Source organism: Streptomyces sp. NPDC037083 (assembly GCF_055606485.1).
In genome coordinates this window covers 644,531-663,066 of sequence record NZ_JBVJSQ010000002.1, presented here as the reverse complement: position 1 = coordinate 663,066, position 18,536 = coordinate 644,531, and the positions used below count along the sequence as shown (strand labels likewise).

15 protein-coding genes are annotated in these 18,536 nt (G+C 72.4%); 6 read left to right on the top strand and 9 right to left on the bottom strand.

What is annotated here, in order from left to right; all coding sequences use genetic code 11:
• Positions 1-38 precede the first annotated feature (38 nt).
• The 7 genes from ACZ7DE_RS07640 to ACZ7DE_RS07610 form a co-directional block, all read right to left on the bottom strand.
• On the bottom strand, positions 39-1,046 hold the full coding sequence (locus ACZ7DE_RS07640; protein WP_470758793.1) for an N-acetylglucosamine kinase: 1,008 nt from the start codon (positions 1,044-1,046) through the stop codon (positions 39-41).
• On the bottom strand, positions 1,037-2,302 hold the full coding sequence (locus ACZ7DE_RS07635; RefSeq protein WP_470758792.1) for a 6-phospho-beta-glucosidase: 1,266 nt from the start codon (positions 2,300-2,302) through the stop codon (positions 1,037-1,039). The genes ACZ7DE_RS07640 and ACZ7DE_RS07635 overlap by 10 nt, the downstream gene beginning before the upstream one ends.
• A 113-nt stretch (positions 2,303-2,415) precedes the next feature.
• A complete protein-coding gene (locus ACZ7DE_RS07630; RefSeq protein ID WP_470758791.1) occupies positions 2,416-3,324 on the bottom strand; it encodes a carbohydrate ABC transporter permease in 909 nt (302 codons plus the stop codon).
• A 1-nt stretch (position 3,325) separates the two neighbouring features.
• On the bottom strand, positions 3,326-4,294 hold the full coding sequence (locus ACZ7DE_RS07625; RefSeq protein ID WP_470758790.1) for a carbohydrate ABC transporter permease: 969 nt from the start codon (positions 4,292-4,294) through the stop codon (positions 3,326-3,328).
• 2 nt (positions 4,295-4,296) lie between these two features.
• Entirely contained in the window at positions 4,297-5,646 is a 1,350-nt protein-coding gene (locus ACZ7DE_RS07620; RefSeq protein ID WP_470758789.1) for an ABC transporter substrate-binding protein, read from the bottom strand.
• Between the two features lie 86 nt (positions 5,647-5,732).
• Positions 5,733-6,944, bottom strand: a complete 1,212-nt coding sequence (locus ACZ7DE_RS07615) for an ROK family transcriptional regulator (RefSeq protein ID WP_470758788.1) — start codon at positions 6,942-6,944, stop codon at positions 5,733-5,735.
• A gap of 330 nt (positions 6,945-7,274) precedes the next feature.
• Entirely contained in the window at positions 7,275-8,381 is a 1,107-nt protein-coding gene (locus ACZ7DE_RS07610; protein ID WP_470758787.1) for a mechanosensitive ion channel family protein, read from the bottom strand.
• Between the two features lie 323 nt (positions 8,382-8,704).
• Here ACZ7DE_RS07610 and ACZ7DE_RS07605 point away from each other — a divergent pair, with 323 nt between their 5' ends.
• The 4 genes from ACZ7DE_RS07605 to ACZ7DE_RS07590 all read left to right on the top strand — a co-directional run bounded on the left by ACZ7DE_RS07605 (position 8,705) and on the right by ACZ7DE_RS07590 (position 12,637).
• The gene (locus ACZ7DE_RS07605; protein ID WP_069772758.1) at positions 8,705-9,241 is read left to right on the top strand and encodes an HNH endonuclease; all 537 of its coding nucleotides are present in this window, start codon (positions 8,705-8,707) and stop codon (positions 9,239-9,241) included.
• A 548-nt stretch (positions 9,242-9,789) separates the two neighbouring features.
• Complete coding sequence (locus tag ACZ7DE_RS07600; RefSeq protein WP_470758786.1) at positions 9,790-9,993, top strand: hypothetical protein; 204 nt, start codon at positions 9,790-9,792, stop codon at positions 9,991-9,993.
• Positions 9,994-12,108, top strand: coding sequence for a 4-alpha-glucanotransferase (malQ, locus tag ACZ7DE_RS07595; protein ID WP_470758785.1), 2,115 nt, complete (start codon positions 9,994-9,996; stop codon positions 12,106-12,108).
• A gap of 247 nt (positions 12,109-12,355) precedes the next feature.
• Positions 12,356-12,637 (top strand): hypothetical protein, encoded by a 282-nt coding sequence (locus ACZ7DE_RS07590; protein ID WP_470758784.1) that lies wholly within the window; start codon positions 12,356-12,358, stop codon positions 12,635-12,637.
• A 191-nt stretch (positions 12,638-12,828) separates the two neighbouring features.
• Here ACZ7DE_RS07590 and ACZ7DE_RS07585 read toward each other — a convergent pair whose 3' ends face one another.
• Positions 12,829-13,350, bottom strand: a complete 522-nt coding sequence (locus ACZ7DE_RS07585; RefSeq protein WP_470758783.1) for a MarR family winged helix-turn-helix transcriptional regulator — start codon at positions 13,348-13,350, stop codon at positions 12,829-12,831.
• Between the two features lie 78 nt (positions 13,351-13,428).
• On the opposite strand from ACZ7DE_RS07585, the gene ACZ7DE_RS07580 reads away from it, so the two are divergent.
• Positions 13,429-14,457, top strand: coding sequence for an EamA family transporter (locus tag ACZ7DE_RS07580; protein ID WP_470758782.1), 1,029 nt, complete (start codon positions 13,429-13,431; stop codon positions 14,455-14,457).
• Between the two features lie 101 nt (positions 14,458-14,558).
• On the opposite strand, the gene pepN is transcribed toward ACZ7DE_RS07580, so the two are convergent.
• Complete coding sequence (gene pepN / locus ACZ7DE_RS07575; protein ID WP_470758781.1) at positions 14,559-17,126, bottom strand: aminopeptidase N; 2,568 nt, start codon at positions 17,124-17,126, stop codon at positions 14,559-14,561.
• Positions 17,127-17,265: 139 nt separating this feature from the next.
• On the opposite strand from pepN, the gene ACZ7DE_RS07570 reads away from it, so the two are divergent.
• Entirely contained in the window at positions 17,266-18,513 is a 1,248-nt protein-coding gene (locus tag ACZ7DE_RS07570) for an MFS transporter (RefSeq protein ID WP_470758780.1), read from the top strand.
• The last annotated feature ends 23 nt before the right edge of the window (positions 18,514-18,536 follow it).

Sequence of the window (18,536 nt, the reverse complement as noted above, 5' to 3'; positions counted from 1 at the left end):
CCCCCGGACGCGGCCCGGGCCCTGGACGGACCTGGTTCTCAAGTTCCCCCGAAGGAGTCGTCCCCGGACGGGCCGGGTCCCTCGAAGTGGGCCCGCAGCGACCTCTGCGCCCGCGCCCCCGCGCCCAGCCGGTCCAGGCCCAGCAACGCCGCCCCCAGCACGGGCCGGGCGCGCACCACCCGCGCCACCGCCTTCGGGGCCCTGGCGGCCAGCAGTTCGCGCACCCGGTCGTCCAACCGGGCGTGACCCGCGGTCAGGACGCCCCCGCCCAGCAGCACCGGCGTCTCCTCCTCCAGCAGTTCCAGGCGGGTCAGCGCCACCACGGCCATCGTCACCACCTCCTGCGCCAGCCGGTCGACGATCGCGCGCGCCACCCCGTCCCCCTCCGCCGCCGTCGCGAAGAGGACCGGGGTCAGCTCGTGGCGGCGGGACGGGGGGACGCGCTCCAGATGCAGCGCCTCGATCAGGGCGTACATGGTCGGGAGGCCGAAGTGGGCCGGGAGGGTGCGGGCGAGGGCCGTCGGACCGCCTCTGCCGTCCGCCGCCCGCGCCGCGTGCCAGACGGCCTCCTCGGCCAGGCCCCAGCCGCCGCCCCAGTCGCCGGACAGACGGCCCAGGGCGGGGAAGCGGGCGGTGCGGCCGTCGGGGCGCATGCCCACGCAGTTGATGCCGGCGCCGCACACCACGGCCACGCCCCGGGGGTCGGCCACGCCGGCCCGCAGGATCGCGAACGTGTCGTTGCGGACGTCCACGGACCCGCCCCACGCGCGCGCGTGCAGGGCCGTCGCCAACTGGTCCTCCTCCACCGGCAGGTCCGCGTTGGCCAGGCAGGCCGAGACATGGGCCGCGGCCGTGACCCCGGCCGCCCGGTACGCGCGGGTGACGGTGTCCGCCAGTGCGTCCACGGCCGCCGCCACGCCCACCGCGGGCGGCCGGAAGCCGCCGCCGCGGGCCGTGGCGAGGACCTTCCCGCCGGCCGTCACGACCGCGACGTCCGTCTTGCTGTTGCCCGCGTCGATGGCGAGCACGCTTGCCGTCAGACCCACGCGAGGTGCTCCCGGTTGTGTGCGATCAGCCGGTCGGTCAGCTGTTCGGCGTACTCGTACTGGGCGATCAGGGGGTGGGACAGCAGCGCCTTGAACACCCGGTCGCGGCCGCCGTGCAGAGCCGCCTGCAGGGCCAGGTCCTCGTAGGCCGTCACGCTCGCCGTCAGGCCGGCGAGGAGCGGGTCGAGGGTCGGCACCGGCAGCGGGGCGGGGCCCTTGGGACCCACCGCCGCCTGGACCTCGACGACCGCGTCGTCCGGGAGGAAGGGCAGCGTGCCGTCGTTGCGCGTGTTCACCACCTGGTACGGGCTGCCCGACCCGGTCAGCAGCGCCGCCGCCAGGTCCACCGCGGCCTCCGAGTAGAACGCGCCGCCGCGCCCGGCCAGCAGGGCCGGCTTCTCGTCCAGGGCCGGGTCGGCGTACAGCGCCAGCAACTCGCGCTCCATGGCGGCCACTTGCTCCGCCCTGGACGGCTTGGTGCGCAGTTCCCGCACGACCTCGTCGTGCGCGTAGTAGTAGCGCAGGTAGTAGGACGGGACCACGCCCAGTCGGTCCAGGAGCGGGCGGGGCAGGCGCAGGTCGGCGGCGATGGCGTCGGGGTGCTCGGCCAGCAGGGTAGGCAGGACGTCCTCGCCCCCGGGGCCGTGCAGTCGTACCCCGGTCTCCCAGGTGAGGTGGTTGAGGCCCACGTGGTCGAGGTGGAGATCGCCGGGCGCGACGCCGAGCAGGGCCGCGAACCTCCGTTGCAGGCCGATCGCCACGTTGCACAGTCCGACCGCCCGGTGACCTGCCTGGAGCAGGGCGCGGGTGACGATGCCGACCGGGTTGGTGAAGTCGATGATCCAGGCGTTCGGGTTGGCGCGGCGGACCCGTTCGGCGATGTCCAGGACCACCGGGACCGTGCGCAGCGCCTTCGCGAGGCCGCCCGCGCCGGTCGTCTCCTGTCCGACGCAGCCGCAGTCCAGGGGCCAGGTCTCGTCCTGCCGGCGTGCCGCCTGGCCGCCGACCCGCAGCTGGAGCAGGACGGCGTCGGCGCCGTCGACCGCCGCGTCCAGGTCGGACGTCGTCACGATCCGGCCGGGGTGGCCCTGGCGGGCGAAGATGCGCCGCGCCAGCGCGCCCACCAGCTCCAGGCGTTCGGCGGCCGGGTCGACGAGGACCAGTTCCGTCAGGGGGAGGGTGTCCCTCAGGCGGGCGAAGCCGTCGACGAGTTCGGGTGTGTAGGTCGAGCCGCCGCCGACCACGGTGAGTCTCACTGGGGGGTGCCTCTCTTCTGTGCGCCGGGGGCGGTGGTCCTCCGTGCGCCGGGGGTGGTGGTCATCGGCCGGGGGTCCGGGGGTCGTCCCCCGGCAGGACGCTGCATGCCCTGTCAGCCCTTCACTCCGGTGAGCGTGACGCCTTCGACGAACGCCTTCTGCGCGAAGAAGAACACGAGGATCACGGGGGCCATGACCAGCACGGTGGCCGCCATGGTGAGGTTCCAGTCGGTGTGGTGCGCGCCCTTGAAGGACTCCAGGGCGTAGGAGAGGGTCCACGCGTCCGGATTTTCGGAGGCGTAGATCTGCGGGCCGAAGTAGTCGTTCCAGGCGGCGAAGAACTGGAACAGGGCGACGGCGGCGATGCCGGGCTTCGCCATCGGCACGACGACCTTCAGCAGGGTCCGCAGATCGCCGCAGCCGTCCACCTTCGCCGCGTCCACGTACTCGTTCGGGATGGTCATCAGGAACTGCCTGAGCAGGAAGACGGAGAACGCGTCGCCGAACGCCAGCGGGATGATCATCGGCCACAGGGTGCCCGACAGGTCCAGCTGCTTCGCCCAGAACAGGTACATCGGGATGACGACCACCTGCGGCGGCAGCATCATCGTCGAGATCACCAGCATCAGCGTCAGATTGCGGCCGCGGAAGCGGAACTTGGCCAGCGCGTACGCCACGGGGACCGAGGAGACGACGGTGAGGACCGTGCCCAGTCCGGCGTAGAGCAGCGTGTTCCGCCACCAGGTGAGAAAGCCCGGGGTGTCGAAGACCTTCCGGTAGTTGGCCCACTCCCAGGTGTGCGGGATCAGGTCCCGGCTGAGCGCCTGCGAGTCGCTCATCAGCGAGGTCAGGAACACGAACACGAAGGGCAGGGTGAAGAAGAGGGCGGCCGCGACGCCGAGGGAGTGGACGGCGATCCACTCCAGCAGTGCCTTGCGGCGGGCGGTGCGCGCGGCGGGCGAGGCGGATGTCCTCAGCTCCGCCGGACGGTCCTCCGCCGGCCGGTCCAGTACCTGGGCCATGTCAGTCACCTGCCTGGATGAGACCGCCCCGGCGCCGCATCAACAGCGCGGTGAACGCCATCGACAGGGCGAACAGGACCAGGGCGACGACACAGGCGGAGCCGTAGTCGAAGCGCTGGAAGCCGAGGTTGTAGACGAGTTGGGGGAGGGTGAGCGTGGAGTGCTCGGGGTAGCCCGGTTCGAACATGGTGCCCGCGCCCTGGATCACGCCCGAGGCGACCTTCCCGGCGACCAGCGGCTGCGTGTAGCACTGCATCGCCGCGATCACCCCGGTGACGACCGCGAACATGATGATCGGCGAGATGTTGGGGAGGGTGACGAACCGGAACCGCTGCCAGGCCGACGCGCCGTCCAGCTCTGCCGCCTCGTACTGCTCCTTCGGCACGTCGAGCAGCGCGGCCATGAAGATGACCATCAGGTCGCCGACGCCCCACAGGAACATCAGCGTGAGGGCCGGTTTGGACCAGTCCGGGTCGTTGAACCAGCCCGGGGCCGGGACGCCGGTCTTCTCCAGGATCGAGTTGACCGGGCCCGTACCGGGGTTGAGGAGGAACGCGAACGCCATGGTCGCGGCCACCGGCGGGGCGAGGTAGGGCAGGTAGAAGAGGGTCCGGAAGATCCCCGTGCCCGTCTTGATCTTCGTGATGAGCATGCCGATCCCGAGCCCGAACAGGACCCGCAGCGTCACCATGATCACGACCAGCCAGAGCGTGTTGCGCAGGGCGGGCCAGAAGAACGGGTAGTGCTCGAAGACGTACGTCCAGTTCTTCGTCCCGCTCCAGGTCGGCGGCTTGAAGCCGTCGTAGTGCATGAACGAGAAGTAGACGGTCGAGATCATCGGGTACGCGAAGAACACCGTGAACCCGATCAGCCAGGGCGAGAGGAAGGCGAGCGTCCGCAGTGCCTGTCCGCGCTGCTTCGCAGCGAGGCCGGCCGGGCGGCGCTTCTGCGTCGACGTGGGCGCGCTCATGACTACTTCGCCTGCGCGATGTCCGTGTCGATCTGCTCGGCGGCCTTCTTCAGACCGTCCTGCAGGTCGGTGACCTTGCCGCTCTCGTAGTCGTAGCCGAGCTGCTGGATGGTCGTGAGGTACACGCCGCCGTTGAGCGAGGCCGGGGACGTGGTCGAGTACGGGTTGGCGGCGATGTCCAGGAACGTCTTGAAGCGCGGGTCGTACTTCAGGTCCGGGGACTTCAGGGCGGCGAGCGTGGACGGCACGTTGTGGATGGCGTTGGAGAAGGCGACGACCGCGTCCGTGTCGGTGGTCATGTACTTCAGCAGTTCCCAGGCCGCGTTCTGCTTCTTGCTGGTGGCGGCGATGCCGGCGATGGTGCCGGTGATGTAGCCCTTGCCGTACTGGTCGGCCCGGTCGTCGGGGACGGGCAGCGGGGCGACGCCGATCTCGAAGCCGGGTTTGGCCTCCAGCGCCATGCCGAGGCGCCACTCGCCGTCCATCTGCATGGCCACCTGGCCGGTCTGGAAGGGGTGCTTGGGGCCCCACTCGTCGCCGAGGCCGGCGCGGAACTTCTCCAGCTTTCTGAAGCCCCCGAGTTCGTCGACGAGCTTCTTCTGGAGGGTGAAGGCGTCGGCGACGGCAGGGTCGGTGGCGATCGTGGACTTGCCGGACTTGTTGAAGTAGGTCGGCGAGAACTGGCCCAGGTAGTGCTCGGTCGTCGTCTCCCAGCCGTGGTAGTTCGGCATGAAGCCGAGCTGCTTGTACGTGTCGCCCTGGGTGATCGTCAGCTTCCTGGCGTCGGCCTCGAACTCGGACCAGGTCTTCGGCGGGGCCTTGATGCCGGCCTTCGCGAACGCGGTCTTGTTGTAGTAGAGGCCGTAGGCGTCGCCGAGCAGGGGCGCCGCGCAGCGGTCGAGACCGTACCGGGTGTACTCGTTCATCGCCTTCGGGAAGGTGGTCGCGGGGTCGATGCCCGACTTCTCGAAGAACGGGGCGAGGTCGACCAGGGCGCCGGAGGAGCAGAACTTGCCGACGTTGTTGGTCGTGAAGGACGAGATGACGTCGGGCGCCTTGGCGCCGCCCGCGCGCAGCGCCTGGTTGATCTTGTCGTCGGTCATGTTGCCGACGACGTTCACATGGATGTTGGGGTGCGCCTTCTCGAAGCCCGCGATCAGCGACCGCACGGCCTTCACCTCGTTCGGCGCGCTCCAGGCGTGCCAGAAGGTGAGGGTCTGCTCCTTGGACGCGTCGTCGCTCGCGTCGGAGGCGGACTGGCCGGTGCAGGCGGTGGTGCTCAGCAGAAGGGCCGTGGAGGCGGTGAGGGCGAAAGCCGCCTTTCGGACGACTTCGGGTATGCGTGTGGGCATGGCGGAGCCTTCCAGGAACAGGGCAGGGTGATGTGGAGCGAGGTGAGGGGTGAAAAGAGAGGTGAAGGGATCTACCGCGGGTGTGGCTAGCGCGAGGTGTCGAAGACCTCGTCGCGGACGGCCGCCAGCGCGCTCTCCAGCGCGCCGCGCAGCACGGGTCGTTCGGTGACGTCGCCCATGACCAGCTTCGGCCGGGACGCGGCCAGCTCCTCCAGCTCGTCCTGGACGAGGGCGCGCAGCACCTCGCCGCCGGCCGTCAGGGAGGCGCCGCTGAGGACGACGAGTTCGGGGTCGAGCACGGAGACGAGGGAGGCGAGACCGGTCGCGAGCCGGGTCGCGTACGTCTGGAGCAGCAGCCGGTGCAGGGCGGTGTCCTCGGCGGCCGCCCGTTCCACGAGCGCGGCGGCCACCTCGGCGTACGGTCCGGACGGGATCCCGGTCATGCCGATCTGCCGGGCCAGCTGGGGGAGCGCCTGGGAGCCGGCCAGCTCCTGGTATCCGCCGCTGTTGGCCTTGGTCACCTGCCGGACCAGGGGCGCGCCCGGAACAGGAAGGAAACCCACCTCTCCCGCGCCGCCGGTCCAGCCGCGGTGCAGCCGGCCGCCGAGGACGAGCGCGGCGCCGAGACCGCCCTCGTTCCACAGCAGGACGAAGTCCTCGTGGCCGCGGGCCGCACCGAGCCGTTGTTCGGCGACGGCGGCGAGGTTGACGTCGTTCTCGTACTCGACGGGCATCGGCAGGGCTGCGGCGAGGTCGTCGAGCAGCGCGGGGGAGTGCCAGCCGGGCAGGTGGGAGGCGTAGCGCAGCCGACCGGTGGTGGGGTCGAAGGCGCCGGGGGTGGCCACCACGAGCCGCCGCACGTCGTCCCGGGTGAGACCGGCCGCCTTCACCGCGCCGTCGAGGGCGTCGGTGACCTGCCGTACGACGGCCCCGGCGGTCTTCCTGCCGGGCGTGGGCACCTCGAACGAGCCGACGGTACGGCCGGTGACGTCGGCGACGGCGGCGAGGACGCGTTCAGGGGTGACGTCGAGTCCGGCGGCGTGGGCGGCGGCCGGATTGACCTCGTACAGCTGGGCGTTGGGACCCGGGCGCCCCTCGGTGGTGCCGGTGGCCAGCACCAGTCCCGCCGCCTCCAGGCGGGCCAGGAGCTGTGAGGCGGTGGGCTTGGACAGGCCGGTGAGCTTGCCGATGCGGGTGCGGGACAGGGGGCCGTGCGCCAGCAGGAGGTCGAGGGCCGCCCGGTCGTTCATGGCGCGCAGGACGCGCGGGGTGCCCGGCGTACCGGCGGTTCCTGCCATGGGATCGACACCTGCCTTTCTGAACTGCCCAGCTTCTCAGTGCCGCCGGACGCAAGTCCACATCCGGTCACTGTTAGGAAAGTTTCCTATCGGTGGAAGGGAAGGTAAGCCCGGCGCGAAGGGGACGTCAAGGCGCGAAACGGCAAACACCCCCGAGGCAACGCAGTCGTTACCTCGCGGGCGGGGTCTCCCCGGTGGCGGGCTCCGGGGGCCGGGCTCTCGGGGGAGGGCCCTCGGTGGCGGGCTCCCGGGGGCGGGCTGCGGGGGCGCGCATGCGAGAAGGCGGCGCCCGGAGCCCGTCCGGGTGCCGCCTTCCTGGTGCGGTGCGGGTTACTTCGCCGGCGGCGCCGCCGCCCGCTGGGGGGTGATCGGCGTGGCCGCCGCCACCTGCGGCGAGTCCGCGTTGGAGAAGACGGACGGGGCCGCGACGGCGGCCGTCGGGTCGGCCGGGTCCTCCGTCACCGGGGCGGTCGCTCCCCCCACGATGCGGATGTCGGCCTCGTCGAAGGCGCGCTTGACGCGCCAGCGCAGCTCCCGCTCGACCGCCAGGGCCTTGCCCGGCATCGTCTTCGCGGAGACGCGGACCACCATCGAGTCGAGCAGGACGCTGTCCAGGCCGAGAACCTCGATCGGGCTCCACAGGAGCTCGTTCCAGGGCTCCTCCTTGCTCATCTTCTCCGCCACCTCGTCCAGCGTGGCCTTCACCCGGTCGAGGTTCTCGGACGCCTTGACGGTCACGTCGACGCCGGCCGTGGCCCAGCCCTGCGACAGGTTGCCGATCCGCTTCACCTCGCCGTTGCGGACGTACCAGATCTCGCCGTTCGCACCGCGCAGCTTGGTCACCCGCAGGCCGACCTCTATGACCTCGCCGGAGGCCACCCCCGCATCGATCTGGTCGCCGACGCCGTACTGGTCCTCCAGGATCATGAACACGCCGGAGAGGAAGTCCGTGACCAGGTTGCGCGCACCGAAACCGATCGCCACGCCCGCGACACCGGCGGAGGCCAGCAGCGGGGCCAGGTTGATCTCGAAGGTGGCCAGGACCATCAGGGCGGCCGTGCCCAGGATCAGGAAGCTCGCCACCGAGCGCAGCACGGAGCCGATCGCCTGCGAGCGCTGACGCCGCCGCTCGTTGTTGACCAGCAGCCCGCCCAGCGCCGTCCCGTCGACCGAGGCGACGGTGCGGTTCATCCGGTCGATCAGCTTGGTGATCGCCCGCTGCACCACCACTCTCAGCACCACCGCGATCACCAGGATCAGCAGCACCCGCAGACCGATCGCCAGCCACGTCGACCAGTTCTGCTCGACCCAGCTGGCGGCGTTCGTCGCGCTCTCCTGGGCGTCCTCGAGGGACGGGACGGTCACCGCGGTCGGCGACTCCGAGGGAGTCGGCGACGGGGACGCGCCGGCGGCCAGTAGGACGGCGGGCAAGGACACGGCAGGTACCTCCAGGTGCTGCACTGCTCCATCCGGTGCGGCGGTCACGGTCGACACGCGCTGCGAGGTCACGGGAAGGTCACCGGACAGGCAGAACCACCACACTAACGGGGCATTGTGTGTGGTTCGGCGAGATGAGTGAAGACGAGACGGTCCTCACTTGCGCTTGAACAGGCCATGATCCTGGGGAGAAAACAGGTGTGGTCGAAAACACTCCCAGCCCGTTACCGGGACATGGTGGCGCGTCCACCAGGCAAGAGGGGAGACTGACTGCAGATCGTCCCGGCGCGAGCCACGCGCCGCCGACGCCCAAGGAGGCATCCGTGCCGCATGTCCTGGTCCTCAACGCGTCGTACGAGCCCCTCGGCGTCGTACCGCTCCGCCGCGCGCTCATCCTCGTCCTGGAGAACAAGGCAGTCTCCCTGGAGGAATCCGGCGCCTTCATGCACAGCGCGACTGTCACAGTCCCCGCACCCAGCGTGGTCCGGCTCAAGCGATTCGTCCGGGTTCCCTATCGGGGGCCCGTTCCTCTGACCCGTCGAGCGCTCTTCGCGCGGGACGGGGGCCGGTGCATGTACTGCGGTGGCGTCGCAACCAGCGTCGACCACGTCATCCCGCGCAGCCGCGGGGGCAAGCACGTCTGGGACAACGTCGTCGCGTCCTGCCGTCGCTGCAACCACGTCAAGGCCGACCGGCACCTCGTCGAGATCGGCTGGCGGCTGCGCCACAAACCCGCTCCCCCCTCCGGCCTCGCCTGGCGCATCATCGGCACGGGCCACAGGGATCCGCGCTGGCTGCCGTACTTGCAGCCGTACGGCGCGGACGACGCCCTGGCCCGGATCGACGGCATCTCCGCCTAGCCGATCCGGGTTTCTTCATGGCCCCGTGGCGCCGCACCTCCGACGCCTGCCACGGGGCCCGTCGTGACGCCACCCCTCCGGCGTCGGCCACGGGGCCCGTCGTGCCTCCGCCGCCACCGACAGCCCGCCGAAACGCGCCCGCCGTCGACTGCGGCCCCGCCGCCGGCGCGTGCGCGCCGTTGACTGAAGCCCCGTCGATGACGGAAGCCCGCCGCCCGCGACGCCGGCCACTGTGCGACGACGGCGACCGCATTGGCCGAGAGCCGCCGGGCGCGTGAGAGAGGAAACGGTGCGAACGGGGGCGCGCAGAGGCATCAGCAGCGATCAGCGACGCCGGCCCGGATCCGGATGGGCGCCGTCGCTCCGCCCCGACGCCCCGGACGGCGCCCCGGAGCACCCGGCGAGTGAGGTGAGTGCGAGTGCTGGGTCGCGCGTCCCGAGCGCCGTCGATGAGGTTGTGGCAGGTTGGGGTGTGGTGGGTACGTCTGTCCTCGCGTCCGCTGGGTAGGGCTGCGGTATCCGATGTCGTATCCGATGAGGAGGCCACCGTGATCGCCCCGGCCCGCTCCAAACGCCCGGCGGAGACGTCCGCCACAACCCCCGTCGACCTCGCCGACCCCCACCTGTGCGTCTTCAGCGCCGAGGGAAGCTGTGCCGAGCCCCCGCTGACCAGCGAACCGCCGCTGCCCGACGCCGAGCCCCTGACCAGTGAACCGCCGCTCGCCGCGGACTCCGACTCCACGAGGCCGTAGATGACCGCACCCCCCGGAGAGGAGCTCGCCCGGCTCGCCGCGCTGCACGGCGTCGCGACCTCCTACCAGCCCTCCCCGGACCGTACGGTCACGGCCCCGGCCGCCGCCGTCGTCCGCGTCCTGGCCGCTCTCGGCGTCGACGCGGGCACCCCGCAGGCCGTGCGCGCCGCGCTCACCGCCCGGGAACGGGAACTGGGCGAGCGGCTGCTGCCGCCGACCGTGGTCTGCTGGAGCGGCAGCCCGGCGGAGGCGCTCGCCGCCCTCCCCGACGGCAGCCGGCTGCACGTGGAGACGGAGCAGGGCGAGAGCCGCGACTCCGTCGACGCGCTCCCTCTCGGCGTGCACCGGCTGACGGCCGTCACACCCGACGGGCGGACCGGCAGCGCGCACCTCGTCGTCGCCCCGCCCCGGCTGCCCACGCCCGCCGGCCGGTCGTACGGACTCCTCGTCCAGCTGTACTCCCTCCTGTCCCGCCGCTCGTGGGGCATGGGCGACCTCGGCGACCTCGGCGAGCTGGCCGCTTGGGCCGGACGGGACCTGGGGGCCGGATTCGTGCAGGTCAACCCGCTGCACGCGGCCGTGCCCGGGGCCCCGACCGACCCCTCCCCGTACCGTCCCTCCTCCCGACGCTTCCCCGACCCCGTCCACCTGCGCGTCGAGGACGTCCCCGAGTTCGCGTACGTGCGCGACGAGACGCTGCGGGCCGCGCTGCCGGAACGCGCCGCGCGGCTCCGCGAAGCCGTCCTCGACAAGGGCGAGCTGATCGACCGGGACGCCGTGTGGGAGCTCAAGCGGGAGGCCCTGGAACTCGTGGCCCGGGTGCCGCTCGGGCCCGGCCGCCGCGCCGCCTACTGCGACTTCCTCGCCGAGCAGGGCCAGGCCCTGGAGGACCACGCCACCTGGTGCGCGCTCGCCGAGGTGCACGGGTCGCAGTGGCGGCAGTGGCCGGCCGGGCTCCAGGATCCGCGCTCCGCCGAGACCACCCGCGCCCGCGGCGAGCTGATGGACCGCGTCGACTTCCACTCCCGGCTCGCCTGGCTCACCGACGCCCAGCTCACCGACGCCCAGCGCGTCGCGCGCGAGGCGGGCATGCCGGTGGGGATCGTGCACGACCTGGCGGTCGGCGTGCACCCCGAGGGCGCCGACGCGTGGGCCCAGCAGGAGTACTTCGCCGCCGGCATGTCGGTCGGCGCCCCGCCGGACGCCTTCAACGCCCTCGGCCAGGACTGGGGCCTGCCGCCCTGGCGCCCGGACCGGCTCGCCGCCTCCGGCTACGCGCCCTACCGACGACTGCTGCAGGCGCTCTTCCGCTACGCAGGCGCCCTGCGCATCGACCACGTCATGGGGCTGTTCCGGCTCTGGTGGGTCCCGCAGGGCGAGCCGCCGACCGAGGGCGCGTACGTCCGTTACGACGCCGAGGCCATGCTCGCCGTCCTGGTGCTGGAGGCCTCCCGGGCCGGTTCGCCGGTGATCGGCGAGGATCTCGGCACCGTCGAGCCGGGCGTGCGGGAGGCGCTGCGCGAGCGCGGAGTGCTCGGCACGTCCGTCCTGTGGTTCGAACGCGACTGGGAGGGCGACGGCCGCCCCCTGCTCCCCGACCGCTGGCGCGCCGACTGCCTGGCCACCGCCACCACCCACGACCTGCCGTCCACCGCCGCCCGCCTCACCGGCGAACACGTCGAACTCCGCGACCGGCTCGGCCTGTTGACCCGGCCGCTGGAGCAGGAGCGCGCGGAGGCGGCCAACGACGCGGGGGAGTGGCTGGCCCTCCTCACCCGCCTCGGGCTGCTGGCCGGCGCCTCCGGGGGCGGCGACCGCTCGTCGGAGGAAGCCGAGGTGCAGGCCGTCCACCGCTTCCTGCTGCGCACCCCCGCGCGCATGATCGGCGTGTGGCTCCCGGACGGCGTCGGCGACCGCCGCCCGCAGAACCTGCCCGGCACCTGGGACCAGTACCCGAACTGGCGGCTGCCGATCGCGGACTCGCAGGGCCGCCCGGTCACCCTGGAACAGTTGGCCGCCGCACCGAGGCTCCATGCGCTGATGGACGTCCTTCGTGAGCGGCAGGAGCCCGCAGGCAGCGGCCCCTTCGGGGGCGACCCCGCCGGGGAGGTCTGAGGAACGGACCTGCCGGGTCCGGCGTGGGGGGCGCGCGGGTCCGGCGCGCAGGGCGGGCCGCGGCGGGCGGGTCCGGCGCGCCGCGTCTGGGTGCGGGTCGGGGTGCAGGTCGGGACGCGGGTCGGGGTGCGGCGGTCCCGTGGTCCGGGAGGCGTCAGCGGGCGGCCGCAGGCGTCCGCAGCGCATGCGGCACCTCATACGGCACCCCGGACGCGCGCTCCCCGACGCCGTTCGCTAGCTTTGCACCGTGGACAAGAAGAACGCCCTGCGCGCCGGCGCCCTGGCTGCCGGTACGACGCTGATGATGCTGCTCATGTCGTCCCCCGCGCTCGCGCTGACCCGCGACGACGGCGACGACCCCGGCCCGGGACTGAGCGTCATCGAGACGCTGGGTCTGTTCGTCCTGGCCCCGATCGCGCTGTTCGCGCTGATCACCGGCCTGGTCTGGGTCCTCGACCGGTCGAAGGACCGGGCCGACACCACCAGCTCCAACATCACGGTCAAGGGCGAGGCGAAGGCCAAGGTCTGACCGGCTCGACCCCTACGGGTGCGGCGCCGCCAGGCAGCGCCGCACCGTGGGCGACGGCCACGCCACCGCTTCTTCCTGGGGCGGTGCCACGACCGCCGGCAGGCGCAGGACGTGGCCGGTGAGCCCGAGCTCCAGCCCGAGCAAGTGGGTGGCGCAGAGCAGCCTGTCGGCCCACCGGCGTCGGCCCGTCGTCAGCCGGCGGGCGTCTCCGTCGCCAGCAGCAGCTCCCGCAACAGGTCGGCCAGTCGGTCGGCCTGTTCCGCGTTCAGGGCGCCCGCCAGTGCCTCGGTCTGGACGGACAGACCCGCACCGACCGCCCGGTCGACCAGCTCCAGCCCCTCCCCGGTCAACGTCACCTGCAGGCCACGGCGGTCGTGCGGGTCGGGTGAGCGGCGCAGCAGCCCGGCCCGTTCCAGTTTGTCTAGGCGGCCGGTCATGCCGCCGGTGGTCAGCATGAGCGTCGCCGACAGCTGGCGCGGCGAGAGGGTGTAGGGCTCTCCGGAGCGGCGAAGCGTGGCCAGCACGTCGAACTCGCCACGGGCGATGCCCAGAGCCGCGTACGTCTTCTCCATCCGGTCGCCCATCGCGCGCGCGAGCCGCGAGATCCGGCCGAAGACCTCCATGGCGGCGGTGTCCAGGTCGGGCCGGACCGTCGCCCACTGCTCGACGATCGCGTCGACGGGGTCCTTGCGCGGAGGGTTCTGACTGCTCATGTCCCGAGTATCCAGTCGCTCTCGGTCACATGCAAGAAAGTGGCTTGACGGTAAGTTGCTTGGCGCTAAGCTATTTTCATGAAGAGGTCAGCGACCGTTCTGCTCACCGCCCTCGCCCCCGTCTCCTGGGGCACCACCTACGCCGTCACCACCGAGTTCCTCCCCGCCGACCGCCCTCTGTTCACCGGCCTGATGCGGGCCCTGCCCGCCGGGTTGCTGCTGCTCGCGCTCGGCCGGGCACTGCCGCGGGGCCGCTGGTGGGGGAAGGCCGCGATACTCGGCGCGCTGAACATCGGCGTCTTCTTCCCCCTGCTCTTCCTCTCCGCCTACCGGCTGCCCGGCGGCATGGCTGCCGTCGTCAGCTCGGTCGGACCGCTGTTCGTCGTGGGGCTCTCGGCGCTGCTGCTGGGGCAGCGGCCCACCGTGCGGACCCTCCTCACGGGGGCCGTGGCCGCCTTCGGCGTCAGCCTGGTCGTGCTGAAGGCGGCCGGGGCGCTGGACGCACTCGGGGTGCTCGCCGCCCTCGCCTCCACCGCCTCGATGTCGGCAGGGACGGTCCTGACGAAGAAGTGGGGCCGTCCCGACGGCGTCGGCCCGCTCGCGCTGGCCGGCTGGCAGCTCACCGCGGGCGGCCTGCTCATCGCCCCGCTCGCCTTCCTCCTGGAAGGCCCCCCGCCCGCACTCGACGGCCGGGCGGTCGGCGGCTATCTCTACCTCGCCCTGGCCAACACGGCCGTCTCGTACTGGCTCTGGTTCCGCGGCATCGGCCGCCTCAGCGCCACCCAGGTCACCTTCCTCGCTCCGCTCTCCCCGCTGACCGCCGCCGTCGTCGGCTGGGCCGCCCTCGGTCAGGCACTGACGCCGGTGCAGCTGACGGGGATGGCCCTGGCCTTCGGCGCGACGGTGGCGGGCCAGCTCGGAGCGGGGCGGTTCCGGGCGGGGCCGTTCCGCGCGGGGCGGCTCGGAGCGGGGCGGCTCGCGGGCAGGCCGGTCCGGCCCGCTCGCCCGCGACCGGTCGCTTCCACCGTGGACGAGCCCCGGCCGGCCGCAGAGCGTCCCCTCCTCACCGCCGCCGCCGAGCACCCGACGGTGCGGGGACGGCGGTGAGCCGCCGGCGGTGAGGGGACGGCGGTGAGGCAGCGATGACGAGGGGCGCCCGGTATGGCACCGGGCGCCCCTCGTCACCGTACGGGGTTCGGACGTGCGGGCTACCGCGCGTCGGCCGCCTGGGCCTTCAGCGCGCGCTCCACGCCCGCGCGGGACTCGGAGACGAGACGGCGCAGGGCCGCGTTCGGCTCGGCCGAGGCCAGCCACGCGTCCGTCTTGTCCAGGGTCTCCTGGGCGACCTGGACCGCCGGGTAGAGCCCGACCGCGATCTGCTGGGCGATCTCGTGCGAACGGGAGTCCCAGATGTCCTTGACGACCTCGAAGTACTTGTCCGTGTAAGGGGCGAGCAGTTCGCGCTGGTCGGTCTGGACGAAGCCGCCGATGACGGCCTCCTGGACGGCGTTGGGCAGCTTGTCGGACTCGACGACCGACGCCCACGCCTCCGCCTTGGCCTCCGGAGTCGGACGCGCGGCCCGCGCGGTCGCCGCGTGCCGTTCGCCCGCGGCCGTCTTGTCCCGCTCGTACTCGGCGGAGATGTCGGCGTCGTCGAACGTCCCCACGGCCACCAGGCGCTGCACGAACGCCCAGCGCAGCTCGGTGTCGACGGCCAGACCCTCGATGGTCTGGGCCCCGTCCAGCAGCGCCTCCAGCAGGTCGATCTGCTCCGGCGTGCGGGCCGTCGCCGCGAACGCCCGCGCCCACGCCAGCTGGTGGTCGCTGCCCGCCTCGGCGGACCGCAGGTGGGCGAGCGTGGCGTCCGTCCAGCGGGTCAGCAGGGCCTCGCGGGCGTTCGGGTCGGCGTACAGGTCGATGGCGAGCTTGACCTGGCGGTGCAGCGACTGCACGACGCCGATGTCGGACTCCTTGCCGATGCCGGACAGCACCAGGGACAGGTAGTCGCGGGTGGGCAGTTCGCCGTCCCGGGTCATGTCCCAGGCCGACGCCCAGCACAGGGCGCGCGGCAGCGACGACTCGAAGTCGCCGAGGTGCTCGGTGACGAAGGCGAGCGACTGCTCGTCGAGGCGGACCTTGGCGTACGACAGGTCGTCGTCGTTGAGCAGCACGACGTCCGGACGACGCTTGCCGACCAGCTGCGGGACGGCCGTCAGCTCGCCGTCGATGTCCAGCTCGACACGCTCGTCGCGCACCAACTTGCCGCTGTCGCCGTCGAGTCCGTACAGGCCGACCGCGATGCGGTGCGGGCGCAGGGTCGGCTCGCCCTTCGCGCCCGCGGGAAGCGCCGGGGCCTCCTGGCGGATGACGAACGACGTGACGACGCCCTCGGCGTCCGTCTCGATCTCGGGGCGCAGCACGTTGATCCCGGCGGTCTGCAGCCACTTCTGCGACCAGGTGCCGAGGTCACGTCCGGAGGTCTCCTCCAGCGCGCCGAGCAGGTCGGACAGGCGGGTGTTGCCGAACGCGTGGCGCTTGAAGTACGCCTGCACGCCCGCGAAGAACTCGTCCATGCCGACGTACGCCACGAGCTGCTTCAGGACGGACGCGCCCTTGGCGTACGTGATGCCGTCGAAGTTGACGAGGACGTCGTCCAGGTCGCGGATCTCGGCCATGATCGGGTGCGTGGAGGGCAGCTGGTCCTGCCGGTACGCCCAGGTCTTCATGGAGTTGGCGAACGTGGTCCACGAGTGCGGCCAGCGCGAGTCCGGCGCGTACGCCTGGCAGGCGATCGAGGTGTAGGTGGCGAACGACTCGTTCAGCCACAGGTCGTTCCACCACTCCATGGTGACCAGGTCGCCGAACCACATGTGGGCCAGCTCGTGCAGGATCGTCTCCGCGCGCAGCTCGTACGCCGCGTCGGTCACCTTGGACCGGAAGACGTACTGGTCGCGGATGGTGACCGCGCCCGCGTTCTCCATCGCGCCCGCGTTGAACTCCGGGACGAACAGCTGGTCGTACTTCTTGAACGGGTACGCGTAGTCGAACTTCTCCTGGAACCAGTCGAAGCCCTGCCGCGTGACCTCGAAGATCGCGTCCGAGTCGAGGAACTCGGCGAGGGAGGGCCGGCAGTAGATGCCGAGGGGCACCGACTGCCCGTCCTTCTCGTACACGCTGTGGACGCTGTGGTACGGCCCGACGATGAGCGCGGTGATGTAGCTGGAGATTCGCGGCGTCGGCTCGAAGACCCAGACGTCGTCCTTGGGCTCCGGCGTCGGGGAGTTGGAGACGACGGTCCAGCCGGTCGGGGCCTTCACCGTGAACTGGAAGGTCGCCTTGAGGTCCGGCTGCTCGAACGACGCGAACACGCGCCGTGCGTCTGGCACCTCGAACTGCGTGTACAGGTAGGCCTGTTCGTCGACCGGGTCGACGAAGCGGTGCAGGCCCTCACCGGTGTTGGTGTAGGCGCAGTCCGCCACGACCCGCAGGACGTTACGGCCCTCCAGGAGCCCGGGCAGCGCGATCCGCGAGTCGGCGAACACCTCCGCCGGATCCAGCGCGTCGCCGTTGAGCGTCACCTCGTGGACGGTCGGGGCCACCAGGTCGATGAAGGACTCCGCGCCGGTCCCGGCGACGGCGAAGCGCACCGTGGTCACGGACCGGTAGGTGCCGCCCTCCTGCGCGCCGGAGAGGTCGAGATCGATCTCGTACGAGTCAACGGTGAGCAGCTTCGCCCGCTGCTGCGCCTCTTCGCGAGTCAGGTTTGTGCCAGGCACGCGGTCATCTCCTCGATATGTGTCGGTTGCGTCATCCTTCCACGGGAGGGCTGCCCGCGGCGACGACCTTCCGGGGAGGCCGCCGTCCGCCTCGCGGGACGGGCTGGGAAGCGTCCGCGCTGCGCTGAATGGTGGACGCATGGCTTCCACACCCGGGGCGACCACGTCCTCGGCGGCCTCCCGCACGGCCGTGCGGCACCCCTGGGCCGCCGTCCTCGCGCTCGGCGGCGCGACCTTCTGCGTCGTGACCGCCGAGATGCTGCCGGTCGGCCTGCTGACCTCGCTCGGGGAGGGGCTCGGCGTCTCCGCGGGGACCGCCGGACTCACCCTCACGCTGCCCGGTCTGGTCGCCGCGGTGGCCGCCCCGCTGCTGCCGGTCGCCTTACGGCGGGCCGACCGACGGCACGTGCTGTGCGCCATGCTGTTCCTGCTCGCCGCGGCCGGCCTGCTGTCGGCGCTCGCGCCCAACGTCACCGTGCTGCTCGTCGCCCGCGCGCTGGTCGGCGTCTGCATCGGCGGGGTGTGGGCGGTCGCCGCCGGACTCGCGGTACGGCTGGTGCCGACGGCCTCGGTCGGCCGGGCCACCTCGGTCGTCTTCAGCGGCATCGCGGTCGCCTCCGTGCTGGGCGTCCCGGCCGGCACGTTCCTCGGCGCGCTCGCCGGGTGGCGCTGGGCGTTCGGAGCTCTCGCCCTGACGGCCCTGGGCGCGGCGGGCGCGCTGGCCCTGGCCCTTCCCTCGCTTCCCGCCGAACAGACGCTGCGCTTCGGGGAGTTGGGGCTCCTGGCGGGCGATCGTCAGGTGCGGTGCGGTCTGTCCGCGGTGGCCCTGCTGGTCACCGGGCACTTCGCGGCGTACACGTACGTTCGCCCGGTCCTCGGGCGGGTGCCCGGCCTCGGCGACGGCCAGGTCGGTCCCCTGCTTCTCGGGTACGGCCTCGCCGGTGTGGTCGGCACCTTGGTCGCGGGCGCGCTCTCCGCGCGCGCCCCGCGCCGCACGCTGGGCGTCATCATGGCGGCCCTCGGCGCGGTCGTCACCTTGCTCGTGCCCGCCGCCGGGTCACCGGCCGCGTCGGCGGCCCTGCTGCTGACCTGGGGACTGCTCTACGGGGGCGTCTCCGTCTCCGCCCAGACCTGGCTGGCGGCCGCCGTCCCGCACGCCCGCGAGGCCGCGTCCGCCCTGCTCGCGGGCGTCTTCAACACCGCCATCGCCCTCGGCGCCCTCACCGGCGGCCGGGTGGCGGACGCCTGTGGCCCGACGGCGGTGCTGTGGCTGGACGCGGGACTGTCCCTGACCGCCACCACGATCCTCACCACGCTCGGAGCACGACGTCCGCATGCCACCACCGGTGGGGCCGGACGGCGGGGGATGAGTGGGCGCGGGGGATGACGCCGGGAGCGGGCGCCGGGGAT